This is a genomic window from Flavobacterium sp. PL11 (genome assembly GCF_035985025.1).
Taxonomy (GTDB): Bacteria; Bacteroidota; Bacteroidia; order Flavobacteriales; family Flavobacteriaceae; genus Flavobacterium.
Window position 1 is genome coordinate 60,732 of sequence record NZ_JAXCIA010000018.1, and the last position, 21,623, is coordinate 82,354.

The 21,623-nt window shown below is 30.5% G+C and carries 19 protein-coding genes; 17 read left to right on the forward strand and 2 right to left on the reverse strand.

The window, feature by feature from the left end; translation table 11 throughout:
* Positions 1–15: 15 nt before the first annotated feature.
* From RCH18_RS10740 to RCH18_RS10805, 14 genes are all read left to right on the forward strand, one after another.
* Positions 16–1,113, forward strand: coding sequence for an EpsG family protein (locus RCH18_RS10740; protein WP_326936759.1), 1,098 nt, complete (start codon positions 16–18; stop codon positions 1,111–1,113).
* Positions 1,114–1,123: 10 nt separating this feature from the next.
* Positions 1,124–1,999, forward strand: a complete 876-nt coding sequence (locus RCH18_RS10745) for a glycosyltransferase (RefSeq protein WP_326936760.1) — start codon at positions 1,124–1,126, stop codon at positions 1,997–1,999.
* Between the two features lie 785 nt (positions 2,000–2,784).
* A complete protein-coding gene (locus tag RCH18_RS10750) occupies positions 2,785–3,849 on the forward strand; it encodes a glycosyltransferase (RefSeq protein WP_326936761.1) in 1,065 nt (354 codons plus the stop codon).
* Between the two features lie 11 nt (positions 3,850–3,860).
* On the forward strand, positions 3,861–4,610 hold the full coding sequence (locus tag RCH18_RS10755; RefSeq protein ID WP_326936762.1) for a glycosyltransferase family 2 protein: 750 nt from the start codon (positions 3,861–3,863) through the stop codon (positions 4,608–4,610).
* 20 nt (positions 4,611–4,630) lie between these two features.
* Positions 4,631–5,539 (forward strand): NAD-dependent epimerase/dehydratase family protein, encoded by a 909-nt coding sequence (locus tag RCH18_RS10760; RefSeq protein ID WP_326936763.1) that lies wholly within the window; start codon positions 4,631–4,633, stop codon positions 5,537–5,539.
* Positions 5,540–5,553: 14 nt separating this feature from the next.
* On the forward strand, positions 5,554–6,102 hold the full coding sequence (rfbC, locus tag RCH18_RS10765; protein WP_326936764.1) for a dTDP-4-dehydrorhamnose 3,5-epimerase: 549 nt from the start codon (positions 5,554–5,556) through the stop codon (positions 6,100–6,102).
* A gap of 565 nt (positions 6,103–6,667) precedes the next feature.
* Positions 6,668–6,961 carry a type II toxin-antitoxin system HigB family toxin gene (locus RCH18_RS10770; protein WP_326936765.1) on the forward strand — a complete coding sequence of 98 codons (294 nt, stop codon included), beginning with the start codon at positions 6,668–6,670 and terminating at the stop codon, positions 6,959–6,961.
* Positions 6,962–6,966: 5 nt separating this feature from the next.
* Positions 6,967–7,332, forward strand: a complete 366-nt coding sequence (locus RCH18_RS10775) for a helix-turn-helix domain-containing protein (RefSeq protein WP_326936766.1) — start codon at positions 6,967–6,969, stop codon at positions 7,330–7,332.
* Positions 7,333–7,444: 112 nt separating this feature from the next.
* Complete coding sequence (gene rfbD, locus RCH18_RS10780; RefSeq protein ID WP_326936767.1) at positions 7,445–8,311, forward strand: dTDP-4-dehydrorhamnose reductase; 867 nt, start codon at positions 7,445–7,447, stop codon at positions 8,309–8,311.
* 27 nt (positions 8,312–8,338) lie between these two features.
* Complete coding sequence (locus tag RCH18_RS10785; RefSeq protein WP_326936768.1) at positions 8,339–8,728, forward strand: GxxExxY protein; 390 nt, start codon at positions 8,339–8,341, stop codon at positions 8,726–8,728.
* Between the two features lie 38 nt (positions 8,729–8,766).
* Complete coding sequence (rfbB, locus tag RCH18_RS10790; RefSeq protein ID WP_326936769.1) at positions 8,767–9,813, forward strand: dTDP-glucose 4,6-dehydratase; 1,047 nt, start codon at positions 8,767–8,769, stop codon at positions 9,811–9,813.
* A 254-nt stretch (positions 9,814–10,067) separates the two neighbouring features.
* Complete coding sequence (locus tag RCH18_RS10795; protein WP_326936770.1) at positions 10,068–10,418, forward strand: four helix bundle protein; 351 nt, start codon at positions 10,068–10,070, stop codon at positions 10,416–10,418.
* Positions 10,419–10,466: 48 nt separating this feature from the next.
* Complete coding sequence (gene rfbA / locus RCH18_RS10800; protein WP_326936771.1) at positions 10,467–11,336, forward strand: glucose-1-phosphate thymidylyltransferase RfbA; 870 nt, start codon at positions 10,467–10,469, stop codon at positions 11,334–11,336.
* Between the two features lie 75 nt (positions 11,337–11,411).
* Positions 11,412–12,365, forward strand: coding sequence for a UDP-GlcNAc--UDP-phosphate GlcNAc-1-phosphate transferase (locus tag RCH18_RS10805; protein ID WP_326936772.1), 954 nt, complete (start codon positions 11,412–11,414; stop codon positions 12,363–12,365).
* A 460-nt stretch (positions 12,366–12,825) separates the two neighbouring features.
* Here the strand turns inward: RCH18_RS10805 and RCH18_RS10810 are convergent, their stop codons facing one another.
* Entirely contained in the window at positions 12,826–13,566 is a 741-nt protein-coding gene (locus RCH18_RS10810) for a tyrosine-protein phosphatase (RefSeq protein ID WP_326936773.1), read from the reverse strand.
* A 567-nt stretch (positions 13,567–14,133) separates the two neighbouring features.
* On the opposite strand from RCH18_RS10810, the gene RCH18_RS10815 reads away from it, so the two are divergent.
* A complete protein-coding gene (locus RCH18_RS10815) occupies positions 14,134–16,059 on the forward strand; it encodes a putative porin (protein ID WP_326936774.1) in 1,926 nt (641 codons plus the stop codon).
* Between the two features lie 179 nt (positions 16,060–16,238).
* On the forward strand, positions 16,239–17,600 hold the full coding sequence (locus RCH18_RS10820) for a pyridoxal-phosphate dependent enzyme (protein ID WP_326936775.1): 1,362 nt from the start codon (positions 16,239–16,241) through the stop codon (positions 17,598–17,600).
* Between the two features lie 588 nt (positions 17,601–18,188).
* Here the strand turns inward: RCH18_RS10820 and RCH18_RS10825 are convergent.
* Entirely contained in the window at positions 18,189–19,871 is a 1,683-nt protein-coding gene (locus tag RCH18_RS10825) for a GLPGLI family protein (RefSeq protein ID WP_326936776.1), read from the reverse strand.
* A gap of 349 nt (positions 19,872–20,220) precedes the next feature.
* Between RCH18_RS10825 and RCH18_RS10830 the strand changes: the two genes are divergently transcribed.
* On the forward strand, positions 20,221–21,507 hold the full coding sequence (locus tag RCH18_RS10830; protein WP_326936777.1) for a DUF2851 family protein: 1,287 nt from the start codon (positions 20,221–20,223) through the stop codon (positions 21,505–21,507).
* Positions 21,508–21,623 lie beyond the last annotated feature (116 nt).

Genomic DNA, 21,623 nt, shown 5'->3' on the forward strand with positions numbered 1-21,623 from the left:
TAAATCTATGCTTTAATGATATTCCTGCTTTTATTCCTAACATTTTTAATTAGTGTTTTTCTTCAATTTATTGATGACAATAAAATAAATAAGAACTTAATTTTAATATTTACTTTATTTTTATTTTATTACCTCACTTTTGGTGTCACTGATACTGCTGATTGGGAGGCTTATCTGTGGAGGTTTGATGATCCCGACTCAAAGTCTGATTTATTATTTCGGTATTTAACTGTATTAGCAGTTTTATTAGGATACTCCTTTGAAATAATTTACCAGTTACATTTAGTAATTTTTGGTTTCTTTTTTGCTTTTTTTATATCAAGATTCACAAAAAATATTTTTTTAGTTCTTATTTTTTATCTGGTTATCAACTATGTTCCTTTAGTGAACCAAATCAGATATTATTTAGCGTTAAGTTTTTTTTTAAGCAGTATGTATTTGCTGTTTTGTGCTAAAAGAAAAGTACTTAGTGTACTATTATTAATTCTATCAATTTTGAGTCACTCATCAATGGTAGTGCTAATCCTATTTCCTTTTTTAAGTCATTATTCGACGAATAAAAATTTCTTAAAAAGAATTTTTTACGCATCTTTCAGTTTGTTTGTACTTGTTTTTTGTTTTATAACGTTAGGTATTTCAAACTTTTTACCACATTACGACCTATATTTTGGTAAAGAACTAACTAGTAGTATTATTGGTGGGATCTTTAATAATCTTCCTTTTATAATTTTTATTATTTTTTTATATATAAAGCAAAAGAGTGATGTTTTGAAGTATCCAGAATTATTAGAGGATCAGAAATTTATATTATTATCTCGTCTCTCTCTTTTTACAATTATTTTTATACCCGCTGCTTTTTATCTTCAAGTTTTAGGACACAGATATGTACAAGGATTTTTAGTGGTCTGGATTTGTCTTTTTCTTTATCCACTTAGATTAGAAAAATCATTTTATCCTTATTTTAGTAGTTTAATTGGACTTTTATCACTGTTAATTTTTTTACTCTTTTACATTTATATTTTAACACCTCTACTCTTTGGAGAAGCAGATTCCTATCGTTTTGAATTTGTTCGCTCTTTTAATTCAATTGATTATCTACCAGATATAAAATAAAAATAGATTTATGAAACTGCTTAGCGTAATTATTGTTACTTACAATTCTCAAAATTTGATTGAGAAATGTTTAGATAATTTAATTTTATATAATGATTTAAATGAGGATTTAGAGATTATTATAGTTGATAATAGTGATTTCGAGAATAATGCAATTTTGTTTGATTTAATAAAAATAAAATATCCAAAAGACATAATTTTAATAAAAAATGATAGGAATGGAGGATATGGGCAAGGAAATAACATAGGTATAAAAGAGGCAAAGGGTAAATATATTGCAATAATGAATCCTGATATTACTATGACTGAGCCTTTATTTCGTGATGCCATAAGTAAATTTTTAAATAATCCAAACCTTTCTCTTATCGGCTATAAACAAATAGGCGGATCTGATTTGTCTTTTTATATTAATCCTGAAAATTTTATTCCAATTTTAGATTCTTTAATGACAATTTTTTTTAATAAAATAAATTACTTTAATAATAAATATATGTTTCTTTCAGGGGCATATTTTTTTACTACTAGCGAAGCTTTCAAAGCCATTAATTATTTTGATGAAAATTTATTCTTATACTGTGAAGAGCCGGATATTACACGACGGATATTGACGATAAAACAAGATATTATTTTTGAGAATAAAAAAAGTTATATCCATGAAATAGATGATCGAAAATTGATGACTGATAATAGTTTTAGAAATTTAATGCAATCAACAAATTATTACCTTAAAAAATTTTCATTTAGTAGGACAATTTATTTTAAAAGAAAGAGAATTGAATTAAAAATTAAAAAGTTTATATTCTCTATTTTAGGAAATAAAAAAAACGTGGAAATAATAAACCGTTATTTAAATATGATTGAATCAATAATTAAAAAAATTACATAAATGCTTCTGACCGATGCAATCTATATTGATGATGTTGATATAATTTTATTGAATTAAAGATAAAAAAAAATGACTAAAATGGATAATTAATTATTAACACGGTATGAAACTAATTACGTACAATAAGTTCAGTTATTAAATATAAGTATCTAATAATAAGCAATTTAAATATCAACAGAAAATCCATAAAAAATTACTTTTCAAAAAATTTTGTGTTAATTACTTTTTAATTTTGATTTACGTTGTAAAAGTTGATTTCATATTAATAGCGTCAACCTGATCTTCAGATACTCGAAATAATAATATTTTAAAGCTAAAGTATCTTGAATTTTATACAATTAGATGTAATATTATAAAATAAAAAAAAATATTTCTTGTAGTTAATAATTATCAAAAATTATTTTATCAACTTTAAAACATGTAAAAATAATTAGTTACTAAATAGATGATTAGGTTCAAATGTTATAAAATAATTTCTTCTTTTAACTAAACTATTTACATAAATAATACTAAAATTGAAAGGTATTTTAGTATAGATATAAATTAATTATTGAAAATTATTTTTTAGTTTACATATTTTAATGATGTTTTGGTCATAAATTTTTAATTGGAATTAAGGATTTATAACAATTAAATTAACGTGTAAAATAAATTTAATTGATTAAAATTTGAGGGCAAAATAAAAACTAGATAGCGCACTTTCTTTAATTAACCATAGTCATATATCCTAATATAAATTTAATTACTACAACTAATTACTATCATTTTGTTTTTTTTAAATATGTATGAATAATCAAATTAATGCCTCCAATATTAATGGCTTAGGTGCTTCTCAAGTAGTCCTGTCGTTCCTACAAGCAGCGGATAGATTAAATTTATTAGCGGATACTACTATATATCTAGCGAAAAATGAGTCGTTCAATAATTTAAATTTTAACAATGGGAATTTTAAAATTTATACGAGGAATTTACCTAACTCCATTTCAAGATTCGTGGAGTGTTTTTTTTCAAAGTTAATTTTTCAAAATTATCCCACAATTGTTTTAGGGGATATTCCATTAAGAGGTATTTCTAATCAAATTGTTTTGGTTCACCAGTCTAATTTGGTTTATCCTAAATATAATAATTATTCAAGTAACAGCTGGAAGTTTAGAATAAATAGATTTTTATTTTCAGTCAATCATAAATATGCAAAAAAAATTATTGTACAAACTGGTGCCATGGCTAAGGAAATGCTACTGTCTTATCCTTCATTAAAAAATAAAATCGTTGTTATTCCTCAGCCAGTGCCAAATTGGTTACAAGTTGAGAATAAATTTGTTTTGCGCAAAGATGAAAAACATTATTTATTTTATCCAGCTGCTTTTTACCCACATAAAAAGCATGATTTTTTATTAAAAGTTAATACATACTGCCTTAAAAATAAAATTAATTGTAATGATTTTGAGATTTGGGTTACTTTAAGTGATAGTGAATTTGAAGAGTTTAAATCAATAAAATTCTTGAAAAACTTAGGGAAATTAAATTCAGATCAAATGAATGAGTATTATAAAAGAGCTACCGCATTATTATTTTTTTCATCAATGGAAAGTTATGGATTGCCCTTAATCGAAGCTTTAACAATTAATTTACCAATCATTGTAGCCGATTTTAATTATTCTAAATGGGTTTGTGAAGATGTCGCTTATTACTTTAAGCCGTATGATGAGAAATCATTTTTAGAAGCAATTAATTTTTACAAAAAGGATTATAGCGCAGGTATTACTAATGATTACTCAATTGTTTTAAATAAATTTCCAAAAAAATGGGAAGACGTTGTTAAAGAATTTTACCAATTATTGTTGTCTTAATTTAAAAAAAAATGAAAATCTCCATTATAACTGTATGTTACAATAGTTCGAAAACATTACGTGATACTATTGAATCAGTGTTAAAACAAACCTATTCCAATATTGAGTATATAATTATAGATGGTAACTCGAAAGATAATACTATTGAAATTATAAAGGAATATGAACAAATATTTAATGAGCGTATGATCTGGATAAGCGAGCCTGATAAAGGATTATATGATGCAATGAATAAGGGAATTCAAATGGCAACTGGTGATGTAATTGGATTGATCAATTCAGATGATTTGTTTTGCGATTACAACGCTATCCAAAAAGTAATGCAATTATTTTATAATAAAAAAACATTAGATTCAGTTTATGCAGATTTATACTATGTATCGCAAAATAATACCGATAAAATAATACGTCGATGGGTCACTGGAACACAAAAGCCTTTTGAAGATGGATGGCATCCCGCTCACCCTACACTTTATTTAAAGAAATCGATTTATGAGAGTTACGGGGCATTTAATCTTAAATTTAAACTAGCTGCAGATTTTGAAATAATGTTACGTTTTTTTGAAAAGCATAAAATTTCTACGAAATATCTTCAGGAACCACTAGTTAAAATGCGTTTAGGAGGCGAAACAAATAAAAGCTTAGGGAATATTTATAAGCAGAATATTGAATGTATAAGGGCATTTAAATCCAATGAAATTAATGTGAATAGATTTTTGTACCCATTTTACAGAATACTTCCCAAATTGAGACAATTTTAGTTTTTCTTAATTTAAATTAAATGAAATCATTACTAATAACTGGATCTTCAGGATTTCTAGGTAGAATTGTTTTTGACTATATCAAGCTTCAAGACTTCACGATAACAACAATTGGAAGAGCTAATAGTGATATAATTTGCGATTTTTCAAAAATTATTCCAGTAATTAATGTTGTAAACGTAGATCTCGTTATTCATTTAGCCGGTAAAGCACACAGTGTTCCTAGAACGGATATCGAGATTCAATCTTTTTTTGATGTTAATGTTAAAGGCACAGAAAACCTCTTGAAAGGACTTGAACAAAATAATTTACCCAAACAATTTGTTTTCATCAGTTCAGTAAGTGTCTATGGCGCAACTACTGGAATTAATATTAATGAAGAACACCCGTTGATGGCCACAGACCCCTATGGGAAAAGTAAAATTTTAGCAGAAAAATTAATTCAAGACTGGTGTGCAAAAAATATGGTTATATGTACGATTTTGCGATTACCTCTAGTTGTTGGCACTAATCCACCGGGTAATTTGGGAGCGATGATTAAAGGGATAAAAAAGGGATTTTATTTCAATATAGGTGGCGGTAAGGCAAAAAAAAGTATGGTTTTGGCCTCTGATGTTGCTTTATTAATTCCTGTTGTTGCTCCCATTGGAGGTATATATAATTTAACTGATAGAAGACATCCTAATTTTTTTGATTTAAGCACCGCAATAGCATCATCAAATAATAAAAAAAAGCCTTTGAATATGTCAGTATCATTAGCGAAATCACTGGGTAGACTAGGCGATTTTTTAGGTGAAAATTCTCCAATTAATTCATTGAAAATTCAAAAAATAACTTCGGATTTAACTTTCGATGATAGTAAAGCAGTAAAAAAAATAAATTGGAATCCTCAATCCGTTTTGAAATTTATTGAGAAAAATTTCATATAAATATCAAATTACCAATGACCATAGATAAGACAACAATAAAAGATCTCGTTATAATTACTCCCACCATCTTCAACGACGAGCGTGGTTATTTTTTTGAAGCTCACAATAAAGCAAAATTTAAAGAACACGAAATCAGCTATAATTTCATTCAAGACAATCAGTCTTTTTCCACTAAAGGTGTCATTCGTGGATTGCATTTGCAAATTGCTCCTTTTGCGCAAGCTAAATTAGTGCGAGTGTTACAAGGAGAAATTTTAGATGTTGCGGTAGATTTACGTAAAAATTCACCCACTTATGGCCAGCATTTTTCAGTTGTTTTAAGCGCTGAAAATAAAAAGCAATTAATGGTTCCTCATGGTTTTGCTCATGGATTTTCAGTATTGAGTGATACCGCTTCTGTTTTATATAAAGTGGATCAAGTGTACGATAAAAATAGCGAAAGAGGAATTAGGTATGATGATGCTAGCTTAGCAATTGATTGGCAGATTAATCCTGATGATGTTATTGTGTCTGAAAAAGATCTAATATTGCCTGCTTTTAAGGATATTGATTGGGAGTTTTAGTTTAGTAGACACAAAGTTCGCAATCTTTTCTTTTTTGGGTTTTGATGGAATTGGTTTTTAGCCACAGATTCACAGATTAAAAAAGATTTCCAAAAATCTCTGTGAATCTGCGGTTATTATTTCGCTAATACTGGGTTAAATATTGCGTTGATTACTACTCTTTTTAAGTTGAATTTTTCGAAGTTTTAGTTTGGGTAAACCACAGATTCACAGATTAAAAAAGATTCTTGAAAATCTGTGAATCTGCGGCTATTATTTCGCTAATACCGCTGGGGCTCTGCCCCGAGGTAATTTATCCGCAAAGTTCGCAAATAATTTTTTACGTTGGGTTTAATGGGTTGGATTGTGAGTTTTAGTTTGTCGGGAGAAGTGGCGGGTGAAAAGTAAGAAGTCAAGAGACGGAAGTGAGGAGGGAATTCTCGTTTTGGCCTACAGTAATGTGTGATCTCGGATTATATCGGGATATGGAATAATTCATCGCCATATCGTCATCCTGATTTTTGTAATTAAATTTTGTAAATCAAAATTATTTTATCTTCGTAATTGATTTTAGACTTAAAAGCAAATGCGGATCGTCACGTTTACAAAAATTAAAGAATTTACAGAAAAACACGCAGGCTCCGATGTTGCTTTGAGAGATTGGTATTTTAAAGTCAAAAGAAGCGAGTGGAATACTTTAAACGACATTAAGCAAGCTTTTAATAGTGTGGATTATGTGGGCGATAATCGCTATGTATTCAATACAAAAGGGAATGACTATAGACTCGTGGCTATTATAATTTTTGTTTCAAGCAAAGTTTATATCCGATTTATTGGTACACATTCCCAATACGATAAAATAGACTGTTCAAACATTTAGAAATTATGAGAACAATACAAACAAAAAAAGAACATGTAGCAGTAAGCAATCGCATTGTCGAATTATTAGTTCTTGTAGATAACAGTACCGCTAATGATGATAAAAATTTTATTGAATTGGATTTACTCTCTGATTTAGTAGCCGATTATGAAGAAGCTAACGAACCTATACAAGCACCTACCTTAATTGAAGTAATGAAATTGCGGATGTATGAGCGCGGTTTAAATCAAAAACGCTTATCGGAACTATTGGGAGTTAGCACTTCAAGGGTTAGTGAGTATTTGACAGGTAAAAGCGAACCGTCCCTAAAAACGGCAAGAGATATCAGTCAGAAATTAGACATTGATCCTATGATTGTTTTGGGTGTTTGATTGCAAGTGAGGAGGGAGAAGAAGGATTTAGTTTTGCCAGGGTTTAATGGAATTGATTTGGAGTTTTAAGAAATAGGAGAATTAAATTAATATTGATAAACAATAAATAATATTGAAAAAAATTTTAATAACAGGAGCAAACGGCCAATTAGGTTCAGAGCTCAGACAAATAGCTGTAACTAAAACACAATATGATTGGGTTTTTACTGATTATCAAGAATTAGATTTATGTGATTTAGCTCATTTAGAACAAAAAATAGCAGCAATTAATCCTCAAATAATCATTAATTGTGCAGCGCACACGGCAGTTGATAAAGCAGAGACTGAAATAGAGCTATCAGATGTTTTAAATCATCAAGCAGTGGAGATAATGGCTAAATGGAGTCAAGCTAATAATTGTAAATTGATCCATATATCAACTGATTATGTTTTTGATGGAAACTCAGCTGTAGCGCTAACCGAAACGGCGCAAACAAACCCTATAAATGTATATGGTGTTACTAAATTAGCAGGAGAAAAAGCGTGTATGACTGCTAATCCGGATGCAATTATTATCCGTACGTCATGGGTTTATTCCAGCTTTGGGAATAATTTTGTTAAAACAATGTCACGCTTGATGCAAGAAAAAGACAGTTTGAATGTGGTTAATGACCAAGTAGGTTCTCCAACCTATGCAGCTGATTTGGCGCAAGCTATCATAACCATTATAGAACACACAAAGTGGGAAGCTGGTATTTATAATTTTTCTAATGAAGGGGAAATTAGTTGGTATGAATTTGCTTTAGCAATTAAAGAAATAGGCGGTTTTGAGTGTGAAGTAAGCGGAATCTCAGCTTCAAATTATCCCACACCCGCAAAACGACCCGCGTATTCCTTATTGGATAAAACAAAAATTAAAAATACGTTTGGTGTGGTTGTGCCAGAGTATAAGGAGAGTTTGAGGAAGTGCATCGAATTATTACGAATTGAAACGAATTGAAAAACGAATTAAAACGAATTAAAACGAATGGATTCCCATACTAAAATACTTTATAAAGATGAAAGCTTTAAGATTATTGGGGCTTGTATGAAAGTGCATCGGTCATTAGGAGCAGGATTCTTGGAGGCGGTTTATGAGGAAGCGCTAGAGAAAGAATTTCTACTTCAGAATATTCCTTTTAAAAGACAGTTGAAATTAGAATTGTATTATGACAATGAGAAATTGAAAAAACAGTATAGAGCCGACTTTGTTTGCTATAGTGCTATTATTTTGGAGCTAAAAGCGGTCTCTTATATTCCAGATGTGTTTTATGCACAGTTGAAAAATTATTTAAAATGTACAAAAATGGAATTAGGTATGTTGATTAACTTTGGCATGTCTTCTTTGTTTTATAAAAGAATAGTCAACATAAATTAATTCGTTAAATTCGTTTTAATTCGTAAAATTAAAAGCAAATGAAAAAAATACTAATAACAGGAGGTGCAGGTTTTATTGGTTCGCACGTGGTAAGACGTTTTGTAAATAACTATCCGGAATATCATATCTATAATTTGGATGCTTTGACTTATGCAGGTAACTTAGAAAATATTGTAGATATTGAAAATGCTCCAAATTATACTTTTGTAAAAGGTGATATAGTTGATGCTGCTTTTATAGATGCACTTTTTTCTGAACATCAATTTGAAGGTGTTCTGCATTTAGCCGCTGAATCACATGTAGATCGTTCTATCACAGACCCATTATCATTTGTAAAAACAAATGTCATTGGAACAGTAAACCTTTTGAACGCTGCCAAAATGATTTGGAAAGACAACATGCAAGGCAAACGTTTTTATCACATTAGCACAGATGAGGTTTATGGGAGCTTAGGCGCTGTAGGATTGTTTACAGAAACAACGGCTTACGATCCTAATTCTCCATATTCGGCCTCTAAAGCAAGTTCTGACCATTTTGTAAGAGCGTATGGTGAAACTTATGATTTTCCGTATGTACTGACAAATTGCTCCAACAATTACGGTCCGTTCCATTTCCCTGAAAAACTGATTCCGCTGTTTATAAACAATATTATTCAAAACAAACCTTTACCCGTTTATGGCGATGGTAAATACACTCGCGATTGGCTTTTTGTTGAAGATCATGCTGTTGCTATCGATTTAGTGTTTCATAAAGGAGTTAATCACGATACCTATAATATTGGCGGTTTTAACGAATGGCAAAATATTGACTTGGTGAAACTGTTGTGCAAAATAATGGATGAAAAGTTAGGAAGAGCCGCTGGAACTTCGGAACAATTAATTTCTTATGTTAAAGATCGTCCAGGACATGACTTGCGTTATGCTATTGACGCCTCTAAAATTAACAAAGAGCTAGGCTGGGAACCTTCAGTGACTTTCGAACAAGGATTAGAGAAAACAGTAAATTGGTATTTGGATAATGAGAGTTGGTTGAAGAATGTGACGTCGGGAGCATACGCGAGTTATTATGATAAGCAGTATAAGTAATTCGTGAATCGTGAATCGTGAATCGTGAATCGTGAATCGTGAATCGTGAATCGTGAATCGTGAATCGTGAATCGTGAATCGTGAATCGTGATTTGTAATTCGAAAATTGAGATGGGATATTTGTGAATGAGGGAAATTAGCGAGTTGATAGTAATTCATTAATAGGATTTCACTTAAAATACATATAATTGATTTAGTAGTAAAAATAATCATAAGTAGAGGAGCAAACAATTAAAAGCAAATCATTGAAAAATATGAAAAATCATAAAGATTTAGATGTTTGGAAACAATCTATGTTGCTTGCAGAAGATATTTATGCATTAACAAAAGAATTTCCAGCAGACGAAAAATATGGATTATCAAGCCAAATTAAAAGAGCAGTGGTTTCTATTCCGAGTAATATTGCTGAAGGAGCAGCTAGAAAAGGTGACAAAGAATTTATACAATTTTTATATTTTGCAATGGGCTCATTGTCTGAAATAGAAACGCAATTAATACTTGCAAATCGATTACAATTTATAGATTCAATTGAAACTTATTTAGTACAAATCGAAAAAATAAAACAAATGCTTTTTGGACTTATTCGATATATAAATAACAAATAAGAATTGATACGAATCACGCTTTTCGAATCACTAATTACGAAATAAACTATGAAAGGAATAATACTCGCCGGAGGATCCGGCACTCGTTTACATCCATTGACACTTGCCATGAGCAAGCAAATGATGCCGGTTTATGACAAACCGATGATTTATTATCCATTATCAACATTGATGATGGCAGGAATAAATGAGATATTAATTATCTCGACACCACATGATCTACCTAACTTCAAAAAATTATTAGGAGATGGAAAAAATATCGGCTGCCACTTTAGTTATGCTGAACAAGCCATTCCTAATGGCTTAGCCCAAGCTTTTGTAATTGGAGAAGAATTTATTGGTGATGATAGTGTTGCATTAGTTTTAGGAGATAATATATTTTTTGGTTCTAATATGGATCAATTGCTTACATCCAATACTAAGCCAGAGGGCGGAGTTGTTTTTGCCTATCATGTATCCGATCCAGAACGTTATGGCGTGGTAGAGTTTGATAAAAATTTAAACGCACTTTCTATTGAGGAAAAGCCATTGGTGCCAAAATCTAATTATGCTGTTCCCGGATTGTATTTCTACGATAATTCAGTGGTTGAAATTGCTAAAAATATTAAACCCAGTGCCCGTGGTGAATATGAAATTACGGATGTCAATAAAGTATATCTTGAAAAAGGCGCTTTAAAAGTGGGGATATTAAGTAGAGGAACCGCTTGGTTGGATACAGGAACATTTAACAGCTTGATGCAAGCAGGACAATTTGTTCAAGTAATTGAAGAGCGTCAAGGTCTTAAAGTAGGTTGTATTGAAGAAATCGCGTGGAGACAAGGATTTATATCAGAGCAGCAACTCAGAGATCTAGCCGAACCATTAAGAAAATCAGGATATGGTGAATACCTATTAGGGATTTTAAAACAAAAATTATAGCGATTAACAATTAAAATATTATGCTGTTCATTAGCTATTAATTTAAGAGGAAGTTATGAAATACATCAAAAAAGCATGGAATACTTAGCATTAATTATTTTGCTAATAGGTATTGAACTTATTTATTTTAAGATTGCCGATAAGTTTAATATTGTAGATAAGCCTAACTGTAGGTCATCACATCAACATATTACCATAAGAGGAGGAGGGATTCTATTTCCCATTGCAATAATCATTACTTATTTCTTAGGATATGTCTCTTGGCAAATTGCTGTAGCAGTTAGTATTGTCGGTATTGTTAGTTTTATCGATGATATAAAACCATTATCTCAGTTGCCACGATTTACGTCGCACCTTGTTGCTGTAGCTTTAATATTTTATGATTTAAATTTATTTGATGGAGCCATTTGGTTGCTTCCTGTTATTTTTGTGTTGATGATAGGTTGGGTAAACGCATTTAATTTTATGGATGGGATCAATGGTATCACCGTGCTATATTCACTAATAGCTATTATCACATTTGCTTTTTTACCTGTAAATCAACCTATTTTACCATTATTAATCGTAATGGGGATTAGCTGTGTTGTTTTTGGATATTTTAATGTACGTAAGAGAGCAAAGACATTTGCTGGCGATGTTGGAAGTATTAGCATGGCACTGTTTTTAGGGTATATAATGATCAAAACAATAATAGAGACCAATCAATTAGGATTTATATTATTTTTTGCTATTTATGGTATCGATGCCGTTATCACAATTGTAACTCGTCTTATCAAAAAAGAAAATATCTTTGAGCCTCATCGTTCACATTTATATCAATATTTGGCTAATGAAAAAGGCTTTTCACATGTTTCTGTGTCAGCAGGATATGCAGGAGCACAATTGTTACTCAATTGTATTGTTATTTATTTAAATATGCAAGGCTATCTAAATTTTATTACAACTGCAATAATTTTAGTATTGTTAACTACTATTTATCTACTGATTCGATTGTCAATCATCAAAGAACTGATTCTTAAAAAATCATAGTTTTTATATTGAATAGAATATTACGTTTATCATTTTAATAAGTTCGGATAGTCTTGGCTATTCGGACTTTTTTTTATTTATAATTGCTATTAATTACTATCACTCCACATTTATATATATTGTCTTATGTTACTGAATTTTTGTCCGGTTGAGCGTAGTCGAAACCCTTTCCATAAGTCATGCAAAATCTCAACTAATCCCAATTTGACAAAAATACAATTAGTAAAATCAATAGAAAATTGCTATACTAAATAATAATAAAGGAAGGTATGATAAAAATAGAAGAGTTATAATCGGGAGGAGATTATACTATATGTACTGTCACTAGGACCTTAAAGAATATACCATATTACACAATTAATAAAAATAGGACCGGCAAACCATTTTAATAATTTATTGCAGTAATTGTTTGTGTCCTCATTGAATATTAAATTCAGCTAATTAGAGCTCTGCACTTCTTCTAATTGTTTCTAAAAAAATTATTGTTGGCTATAGCTTCTGTTAAGGGAACGATATCTTTAACCTTCACTTTCTGGTTAAAAGCTGCGATATGATTATCATGATGTACATCGGATCCTACATTATCATACATTCCTTTTTGTAATAGCATTTCGGCGATTTTAGTAATTTCAAACCCATAATATCCTACAACTGCCAACAAATTCAACTGAAACAAACATCCTGCTTTTTTTAATTTTAAGTACTCATTAAAGTTATTGTGATAAAATAAATAACGTTCTGGATGAGCTAACACGGGTATATAACCTGCTACTTGTAAATCAAAAAGTATAGCGTATAATTGTATGGGTGGATTGATATAGGACATTTCAACAAGTACATAATTATCTTTTAAGGTCAAAAGTTCCCCCGTTTCAAATAAACGTACAAACTGGTCATCCATTAAATATTCAGCAGCAACATTAAAAGGAATCTTGATGTTATTTTGTTCTAACGCAACCTTTGTTGATTCTTTTTTGGATAAAATCTGTTCTTGGGTATTGTCCCATACATGTTGAATGATATGAGGCGTTGTAATAATTTGTGATGTACCAAAAGATTGTAAAGCAGTAGTGAGTCTGAAGGTATCTTCTATAGTTTTAGCACCATCATCAATTCCTGGCATCAAGTGAGAGTGAATGTCAATATAATCATTAGGAATTAAATCCTTTAAAACAGGTTTCGATTTAAATAGTGTAAACATAGCGCAAAAGTAGAGAAATTTTTATCTACCAAACAGCCATTTGGATAAATTAAAGCAACTGATTTGAATTTTTTATAATGTTTTAGTTAATAAATAATTAGATTATTGGTAGACTCTCCTTAGATAAGTAGTTAGAAGCAATTAATGTTGTTTTTAATCATAAAAGCCATGTAAGTTTTAAATATAATTTCTAATCATTTTTGGAACCCATAAGTTTAAACAATAAATATTTTTGTCAAACTAAGACCCTAGAAGTAACTAAATCAAGACAGATAAATGCAATAATTAATTATTACTATAACTTACAAGTGTATTAGAATTACATAATTTTATGTCATAAATAAAAAATTATCGCAAAAAAACTGATGCTAGCTACTAACATTTTGACATTAAACAGGGTCGATCAACGGTATTTAGGTCATCTATTTCAATTATTCATTGCATCCTTTTTTTTATTTATTTACCTACCTTTGGCTTTTTATTTTTATACCCATAATAATAGAAAATGAAAGTTGTTTTACTAGTACTAAAACAATCTCAAGATTCTAATTATCGTTTTATACATTTATGAAAAAAGCAATATTATTTTTATTTCTGCTTACCGTTATTTGCCATGCGCAATCACAAAAACAGCAAGTTGCTGTTAAAGATTCTGCCAATGTTAAAATTGCTCCCATCGAACTTTATCGCGTAATTACAATTGATCGAGACACTACTTATATTGATACCTCTCTAACTATACAAAAAGAATACAGTCATAATTATTTGCGAAAAGATACTTTTGGCCTTCTGCCTTTTCCTAATGACGGTCAAACCTATAACACACTTCAATATAACTTAACTGATTTTTCTCCTTATCCAGAATTTGGTTTTAAAGCAAAACACTTTAATTTTTTGGAGGCCAACCAAATTAAATACTATTCTGTCGCCACCCCTTTAACAGAATTGTATTTTAAAACGACAATAAAGAAAGGTCAATCTGTAGATGCAATTATTACACTAAACACTTCAGAAAATCTTAATTTTTCAATAGCTTATAGAGGTTTACGGTCTGAAGGTGAGTATATAAATCAATTAGCAAGTACAGGTAATTTTAGATTTACAAGCAGTTACAACACTAAAAATAAAAGATATTATTTAAACACCCATTATACCTATCAGGATATTTTAAATGAAGAAAATGGCGGAATTACAACAATTGAAAATTTTGAAAGTGAAGATGCTAACTATAACAACCGTCAACGTTTTGAAGTTTTTCTCAATAACGCCAGTTCGTTTTTAAAAGGGAAAAGAATTTTTGTCGATCATAATTTTAGAGTTAATCCTAAAAATGGTGCTAACAATTTATACGTAACGCATCAATTCAACTATGAAAATAAATTTTATGAATACAATCAATTAACGGTTCCTTCGGTAGTGGGAAATAATTCAATATTTAGATTTGGTGAATCCTTTCTGGAGAGTGGAATCAATGATCAGACACGTTATAATAAGATGTATAACCAGCTAGGAGTTATTTATGAAAATAGCACTTTAGGCAAATTTAAATTTTTTATAGACGACTTTAGATCGAATTCCTATTATAGTAGAATTCTTGTATTCGACAATCAAAATACAATTCCCAGCTCTTTTAGTCAAAAAATAAATGTAGCAGGCGGGCAATATGAATATCGTAAAGACAAATGGAATGGTAAATTTCTATATTCAAGGTCTATTACTGAGCAATCACTTTCTAATTTAGATGCTCAATTAAAATATGATTGGAATGATGATATCCAAGTGGCATTTCAATATCAAAATATAAATAAGTTGCCTAACAACAATTATAATTTGTATCAAAGTAGTTATGTGCAATACAACTGGTTCAATAATTTCCAAAATGAGAAAATTAATTCTTTAAAGGCTAATTTAATTTCACCTTGGGTTAACGCTGACCTCCAATTTTCTATAATGAAAGATCATCTTTATTTTAATGATATTTCAACGGACTCACAAACTGCTATTCGCGCGCAAATTATTGCTCCAGCCCAATACAGTGGCACATTAAATTATATATCACTAAAAGCTAATAGAGAGTTCAAATTCGGAAAATTTGCTCTGGATAATACACTTTTATTTCAAAAAGTAGAACAGTCAGACGACATTTTGAATGTGCCAGAAATTGTAACCAGAAATACTTTGTATTTTACTACGTATATGTTTAAAAAAGCATTGTTTCTACAAACAGGAATAATGCTGAATTATTTTTCTACATATTATGCTAATGATTACAATCCTGTCATTGGAGAGTTTTTTGTTCAAAATAGTAAAGAAATTGGCAATCACCCTAACTTAGATTTTTTTGTCAATGCAAAAATTCAAAGAACCAGAATCTATTTTAAAGTAGAACATTTTAATTCCTCCTTTACGGGAAATAATTTTTATTCCTCACCTAATAATCCTTCACGTGATTTTACGATTCGTTTTGGTTTGACTTGGAATTTCTTTAATTAATTTTTTTATTTGGGCGTTTTTACGTGCTAACCGCTATATCTTTCCTTGCCCAAAGGCAGCAAGGAAAGGATGCCGCTTTTATCACTAACGCAAAATCGTGCTACATAGAATATTTTATAACAAAATACTATCTTTGCAAAAAGTTTTATAACAAACTACCATCTTTAAATTAAAATGTAATGCAATACGCAGAAAATATACTCGGCACAATAGGCAATACTCCATTAGTAAAACTAAATAAAATCACATCAGAAGTCGATGCTCTTGTTCTTGCTAAAGTGGAAACATTTAATCCAGGAAATTCTGTCAAAGATCGAATGGCCGTAAAAATGATTCAAGATGCTGAAGCTGACGGTCGTTTACAACCTGGAGGAACTATTATTGAAGGAACTTCAGGCAATACCGGAATGGGATTAGCTTTAGTGGCAATCGTAAAAGGTTACAAACTAATTTGCGTAATCTCAGATAAGCAATCTAAAGAAAAAATGGATATCCTTCGCGCAGTAGGAGCTAAAGTAATCGTATGTCCAACGGATGTTGAACCAACAGATCCACGATCTTACTATTCTGTTTCTAGAAGGCTAGCTGATGAAACACCTAATTCTTGGTATGTAAATCAGTACGATAATCCGTCAAATGCCATAGCGCATTATGAACAAACGGGGCCTGAAATTTGGGCACAAACCGAAGGTAAAATAACCCATTTTGTTGTAGGTGTAGGAACGGGTGGAACCATTTCTGGCGTGGCTAAATATTTAAAGGAGAGAAATCCCAATATTAAGATTTGGGGAATAGATACTTATGGCTCGGTTTTTAAAAAATACCATGAAACTGGAATTTTTGACGAAAACGAAATTTACTCTTATATAACCGAAGGAATAGGGGAAGATATTCTGCCTAAAAATGTTGACTTTTCTCTAATTGATGGTTTCACAAAAGTAACTGATAAAGATGCCGCGGTTTATACACGTAAAATCGCTTTAGAAGAAGGAATTTTTGTAGGTAATTCTGCCGGTGCAGCCATCAAAGGATTACTGCAGCTTAAAGAAAACTTTAGGCCAGATGATGTAGTAGTAGTTTTGTTTCACGATTCAGGTAGTCGTTATGTGGGTAAAATGTTTAATGATGACTGGATGCGCGAACGTGGTTTTCTAGAACAAGAAATTACAAAAGCCGAAGATGTGATCAAAGATCACATCAACAAGCCTTTGATTGTAGTGCGTACAGAAGAGTTAGTTTCACACGCTATTGAGCGAATGCGTAAATACAAAATCTCTCAGATTCCTGTGATCGATGTCACTGGTTTTGTAGGTTCTGTAGATGAGAGTGACTTGTTTCAAAGTTATGTCGCCAATAAAGATGTAGCTGACAAACCAATCAAAGAAATCATGGGAAAACCATTCCCAGTAGTCAATAGAGCAACATCTATTGAAGAAGTTTCAAAATTATTCACAAAGGATAACGCTGCAGTTTTAGTGGAGTTAGAAAATCAAAAATTTCATATCATCACTAAGTATGATATTATAGGTTCTATAAAATAATAAGTTATAACCACAAATCAGATATAGTAAGATGGTAAATATCTTATATTTGATTTGTGGCTTTTTATTTTAGCAAAGGTCTCTCGTAGTTCGTGAATCGTGAATCGTGAACCGTGATTCGTGAATCGTGAATCGTGAATCGTGAATTGTGAATCGTGAATCGTGAATCGTGAATCGTGAATCGTGAATCGTGAATCGTGAATCGTGAATCGTGAATCTTGAATCGTGAATCGTGAATCGTGAATCGTGAATCGTGAATCGTGAATCGTAATGCGTGATTCGTGATTGGAACCTCTAACCTCTAACTTTTAACCTTTAACCTCTAACTTCTAAACGCTAACCTCTAACTTAATACTTAACACTTAACACTTAACACTTAACACTTAACACTTAACACTTAATACTTAATACTTAATACTTAATACTTAATACTTAATACTTAACACTTAACACTTAACACTTAACACTTAATACTTAACACTTAATACTTAATACTTAACACTTAATACTTAACACTTAACACTTAATACTTAACACTTAATACTTAATACTTAATACTTAATACTTAATACTTAACACTTAACACCTCTAACCTTTTTTTCCAATCAAAATTCCGGAAACATTCCAAGAACTAAAACTTGTACCTTCACTAGCTCCCTGCGGAATCTTTATACGCATGCTGTGTTTTCCAGCAGATAGATTGCCTAAATCAATTAGAATAGGATTAGTAATCGTTCCAGGACACCAGTTTGATCTACTTAAATCAGAGGATGACAATCCATTATTAAAATTTCCTGATGCGGGATTGCTCAGTCTATATGATCCACAATCAGTACGCCATGGTGTAAAGCTAAAAACTTCTTTCTCATCCACGAGTATAGTATTTTTTTTAGGTACAAATTCATCGCCATTTCCCCATCCACCATGTCCTGTGGTAATATAACTTAATTGAACATTAGTTAAGCCCTCGGGAATTTCAAAATTTACCTCTAATCCTTTTTCACTATTAAACATTGTCGCATAATCTTGTCCTGCCATTTCCATCACATTATTGGTATTGAAAATAGGTAATAACCAAGAATTATTCTCTTCTCTACTATAGCCAGGATGAATCGTTACATTCAAGCTAATTTTATGTCCGCCTTGGTCATAGTTTCCTATGTTTGCTCCAATCCAAACTTCTTTATTACTCAGTGCGGGAAGTAATTGTGAAATTTCTTGGCGATAAAACGCACTGTCTTGCCACACTTTGTTTTTCAACTCTAAATTATTGAAATGCTTAACGCCAAAAGGAGTAAAAAAACGCATTAACTCTAAAAGTGGTGCATAATTTTCAGTGCGAACCACACCTTGATATTTTTTACCATTTCCGTTTTCATAAATTGGTAGTGATTTAACTCCTTGTTGTAAACCGTCTAAAAATGAAATAGATTGATCAGTAGGAATCAAGAATATAGTTCCTGTTCTATCATAAGCATCGCCATTAGATTGCTCCGTTAAATCAATAAAAATATCACTACCATTTTTAATTTCAGGAAATTTTACCTTTTTTAGAATTACTGTTCCATTCGCAAACTTGAGAATACTGTCATTAGATTTTGGTGCATCCACAAAATTAATAATCTCTTTTTCAAATACTGGAATAGTAACAAAGCGACTTTTCCAGAGCAGGTCTTTATAAGTGAGTTGATCTACTTTTTTAGGCGATTGAGTGGGTAAATTCAACAACGCTGGAACTTTTTTCAATACTTCAATTTTACTGGCAGTTGTTTTAGTATTTCCATTTCGCACCATTTCAAGGACTAATCCTAATTCTTGACCTAGGGCAGTGGGAGCGCCTTTTAATTGTAAATCAGTGGTGTACCATAATTCGATACTATTCGAATTTATTGAGGTCGTTGCCTTCTTGCAGTTGTATCCTAATATCTTTTTGGTTTGATCCGTAATTGTAAATTTTTGTTTGGCTAAAGCCGAAGTATCCACATTCAGTATAGAACTTCTATTTTTAAATTGAGCTAACAATGAAATAGTTTTAAGTTCAAAATCAATAAATGTTTCTTCAATTGGAAAGCTCGCTTTGTTAAGTGTGATATTTTCAGTTGTAACTAAACTTACTTTATCAGAAGTAAAAAGGAATATAGGATCTTGTTTTTCAAAGATTTTATCGTTTGTGCTTCTAAGATAAGTTACTTTTAGTGCTTTTATGTTTTTTTGAGCCTGAGCCGATAAAACGACAGTAAAGATAATATAGAGAAAATAATATTTTTTCATAATGGTAAAATGTTTAAAAGCAAATATAAATAAATGGTTTAAACTTTATTGCTAGATTATATAAGTTATAGAAACAATTTATTGTCTTTCTATATGTCGCCGCTTGCTCACTTATATCGCCTTAATTTGACAAATAAATTATAATTTAATCTTATGCATTCAGAATATGATTAATGAATATATTGAATCCTTATATGACTTACATGTTTAGATAAAAGGACATTATTTTATTTTAATTACTCTTAATACCTTGAAGAATAAATTTTTAAAACAAATTACATCGTTTTTCATATAATTTTTTTATTACCTTAGTAGCCCTCGTAATAACTCTTTTAGATACAATCCAACAATGAAAGAAGATTTTCTACATCATGTCTGGAAGTTTAAAAAATTTGATACCTTAAATTTGAAAACATCAAATGAGGAGGAAATCATAATTATCAATGTGGGACATTACTTAGAGTTATCGGGTCCTGACTTTTTTAATGCTCAAATTAGTATTGCAAATCAAAAGTGGGCTGGAAACGTTGAAATTCATATTAAATCATCGGATTGGTATGCACATCACCACGAACAAGATTCAGCTTATGAAAATGTGATTCTACATGTAGTTTGGGAAAATGATGCTGCCATATTTAGAAGTGATAATAGTGAAATTCCAGTTCTAGAGCTCAAAAACTATGTCAATCCAGAAACTCTTTCAAATTATCAATTATTAATTGCTCCCAAAACATGGATTTTTTGCGAAAAGCAAATAAAAGATATTGATAAATTTATTTTAAATAACTGGCAAGAGCGTCTTTTTTTCGAACGATTGGAACGTAAATCCAAACCTATATTTGAATTATTAGAACAAACTAATCAAGATTGGGAAGCCGTCCTATTTATACTTTTAGCTAAAAACTTTGGATTAAATACAAATGGTGAAGTCTTTATGAAGATTGCGCAATCAATTCCATTTTCAATTGTGAGAAAAGAAAGTTTTGAAGTAGAGAATCTTGAAGCTTTAATTTTTGGAATGGCTGGATTATTGGAAAGCGAGAAAGAGGATAACTATTTTAAAGATTTAAAATTTAGGTATTTTTATTTACTGCATAAATATCAATTAAAAGCAGTTCACCTAAACCCAGTTCAATTTTTTAAACATCGTCCAGACAACTTTCCTACCATTCGATTATCGCAACTGGCTAACCTATATCATGTTTATCACAATTTATTTTCGAAAATTAATAGGATTAACGATTTAAATTCGGGTTACAATCTGTTTCAAATAGGAGCTTCGGCATATTGGCAAAACCATTATCAATTTGATAAGGAAAGTCCAAAGAAAAAGAAAATGCTTTCTAAATCTTTTATTGATTTGGTAGTTATAAATACGATAATTCCACTTCAATTTGCCTATTCAAGAAATATTGGAGAAGAAGCCTCGGAAAATTTAATTCAATTACTAATGCAAATACAACCAGAGCAAAATGCAGTAATAGATAAATTCACTTCATTTGGCTTAAAATCAAAAAATGCATTTGAATCTCAATCGCTATTACAATTAAAGAATGAATATTGTAATAAAAGTAAATGTCTTGAATGTGCCATAGGAGTAGAATTGCTGAAAAGTAATTACAAAATTAGAAAATGAGCTAATTAACAAATGAGCTATTTATAAAATTAGAAAATGAGCGAATTAGAATATGTTGTAATTATTAATTTTGTAATATTGCACTAAACCAAAAGCCAAAAGCCAAAAGCTAACAG

Coding starts and splice junctions, on each gene's coding strand:
- RCH18_RS10740 (WP_326936759.1), top strand. CDS start 16: ATGATATTCCTGCTTTTATTCCTAACATTTTTAATTAGTGTTTTTCTT.
- RCH18_RS10745 (WP_326936760.1), top strand. CDS start 1,124: ATGAAACTGCTTAGCGTAATTATTGTTACTTACAATTCTCAAAATTTG.
- RCH18_RS10750 (WP_326936761.1), top strand. CDS start 2,785: ATGAATAATCAAATTAATGCCTCCAATATTAATGGCTTAGGTGCTTCT.
- RCH18_RS10755 (WP_326936762.1), top strand. CDS start 3,861: ATGAAAATCTCCATTATAACTGTATGTTACAATAGTTCGAAAACATTA.
- RCH18_RS10760 (WP_326936763.1), top strand. CDS start 4,631: ATGAAATCATTACTAATAACTGGATCTTCAGGATTTCTAGGTAGAATT.
- rfbC (WP_326936764.1), top strand. CDS start 5,554: ATGACCATAGATAAGACAACAATAAAAGATCTCGTTATAATTACTCCC.
- RCH18_RS10770 (WP_326936765.1), top strand. CDS start 6,668: ATGCGGATCGTCACGTTTACAAAAATTAAAGAATTTACAGAAAAACAC.
- RCH18_RS10775 (WP_326936766.1), top strand. CDS start 6,967: ATGAGAACAATACAAACAAAAAAAGAACATGTAGCAGTAAGCAATCGC.
- RCH18_RS10785 (WP_326936768.1), top strand. CDS start 8,339: ATGGATTCCCATACTAAAATACTTTATAAAGATGAAAGCTTTAAGATT.
- rfbB (WP_326936769.1), top strand. CDS start 8,767: ATGAAAAAAATACTAATAACAGGAGGTGCAGGTTTTATTGGTTCGCAC.
- RCH18_RS10795 (WP_326936770.1), top strand. CDS start 10,068: ATGAAAAATCATAAAGATTTAGATGTTTGGAAACAATCTATGTTGCTT.
- rfbA (WP_326936771.1), top strand. CDS start 10,467: ATGAAAGGAATAATACTCGCCGGAGGATCCGGCACTCGTTTACATCCA.
- RCH18_RS10805 (WP_326936772.1), top strand. CDS start 11,412: ATGGAATACTTAGCATTAATTATTTTGCTAATAGGTATTGAACTTATT.
- RCH18_RS10810 (WP_326936773.1), bottom strand. CDS start 13,566: ATGTTTACACTATTTAAATCGAAACCTGTTTTAAAGGATTTAATTCCT.
- RCH18_RS10815 (WP_326936774.1), top strand. CDS start 14,134: ATGAAAAAAGCAATATTATTTTTATTTCTGCTTACCGTTATTTGCCAT.
- RCH18_RS10820 (WP_326936775.1), top strand. CDS start 16,239: ATGCAATACGCAGAAAATATACTCGGCACAATAGGCAATACTCCATTA.
- RCH18_RS10825 (WP_326936776.1), bottom strand. CDS start 19,871: ATGAAAAAATATTATTTTCTCTATATTATCTTTACTGTCGTTTTATCG.
- RCH18_RS10830 (WP_326936777.1), top strand. CDS start 20,221: ATGAAAGAAGATTTTCTACATCATGTCTGGAAGTTTAAAAAATTTGAT.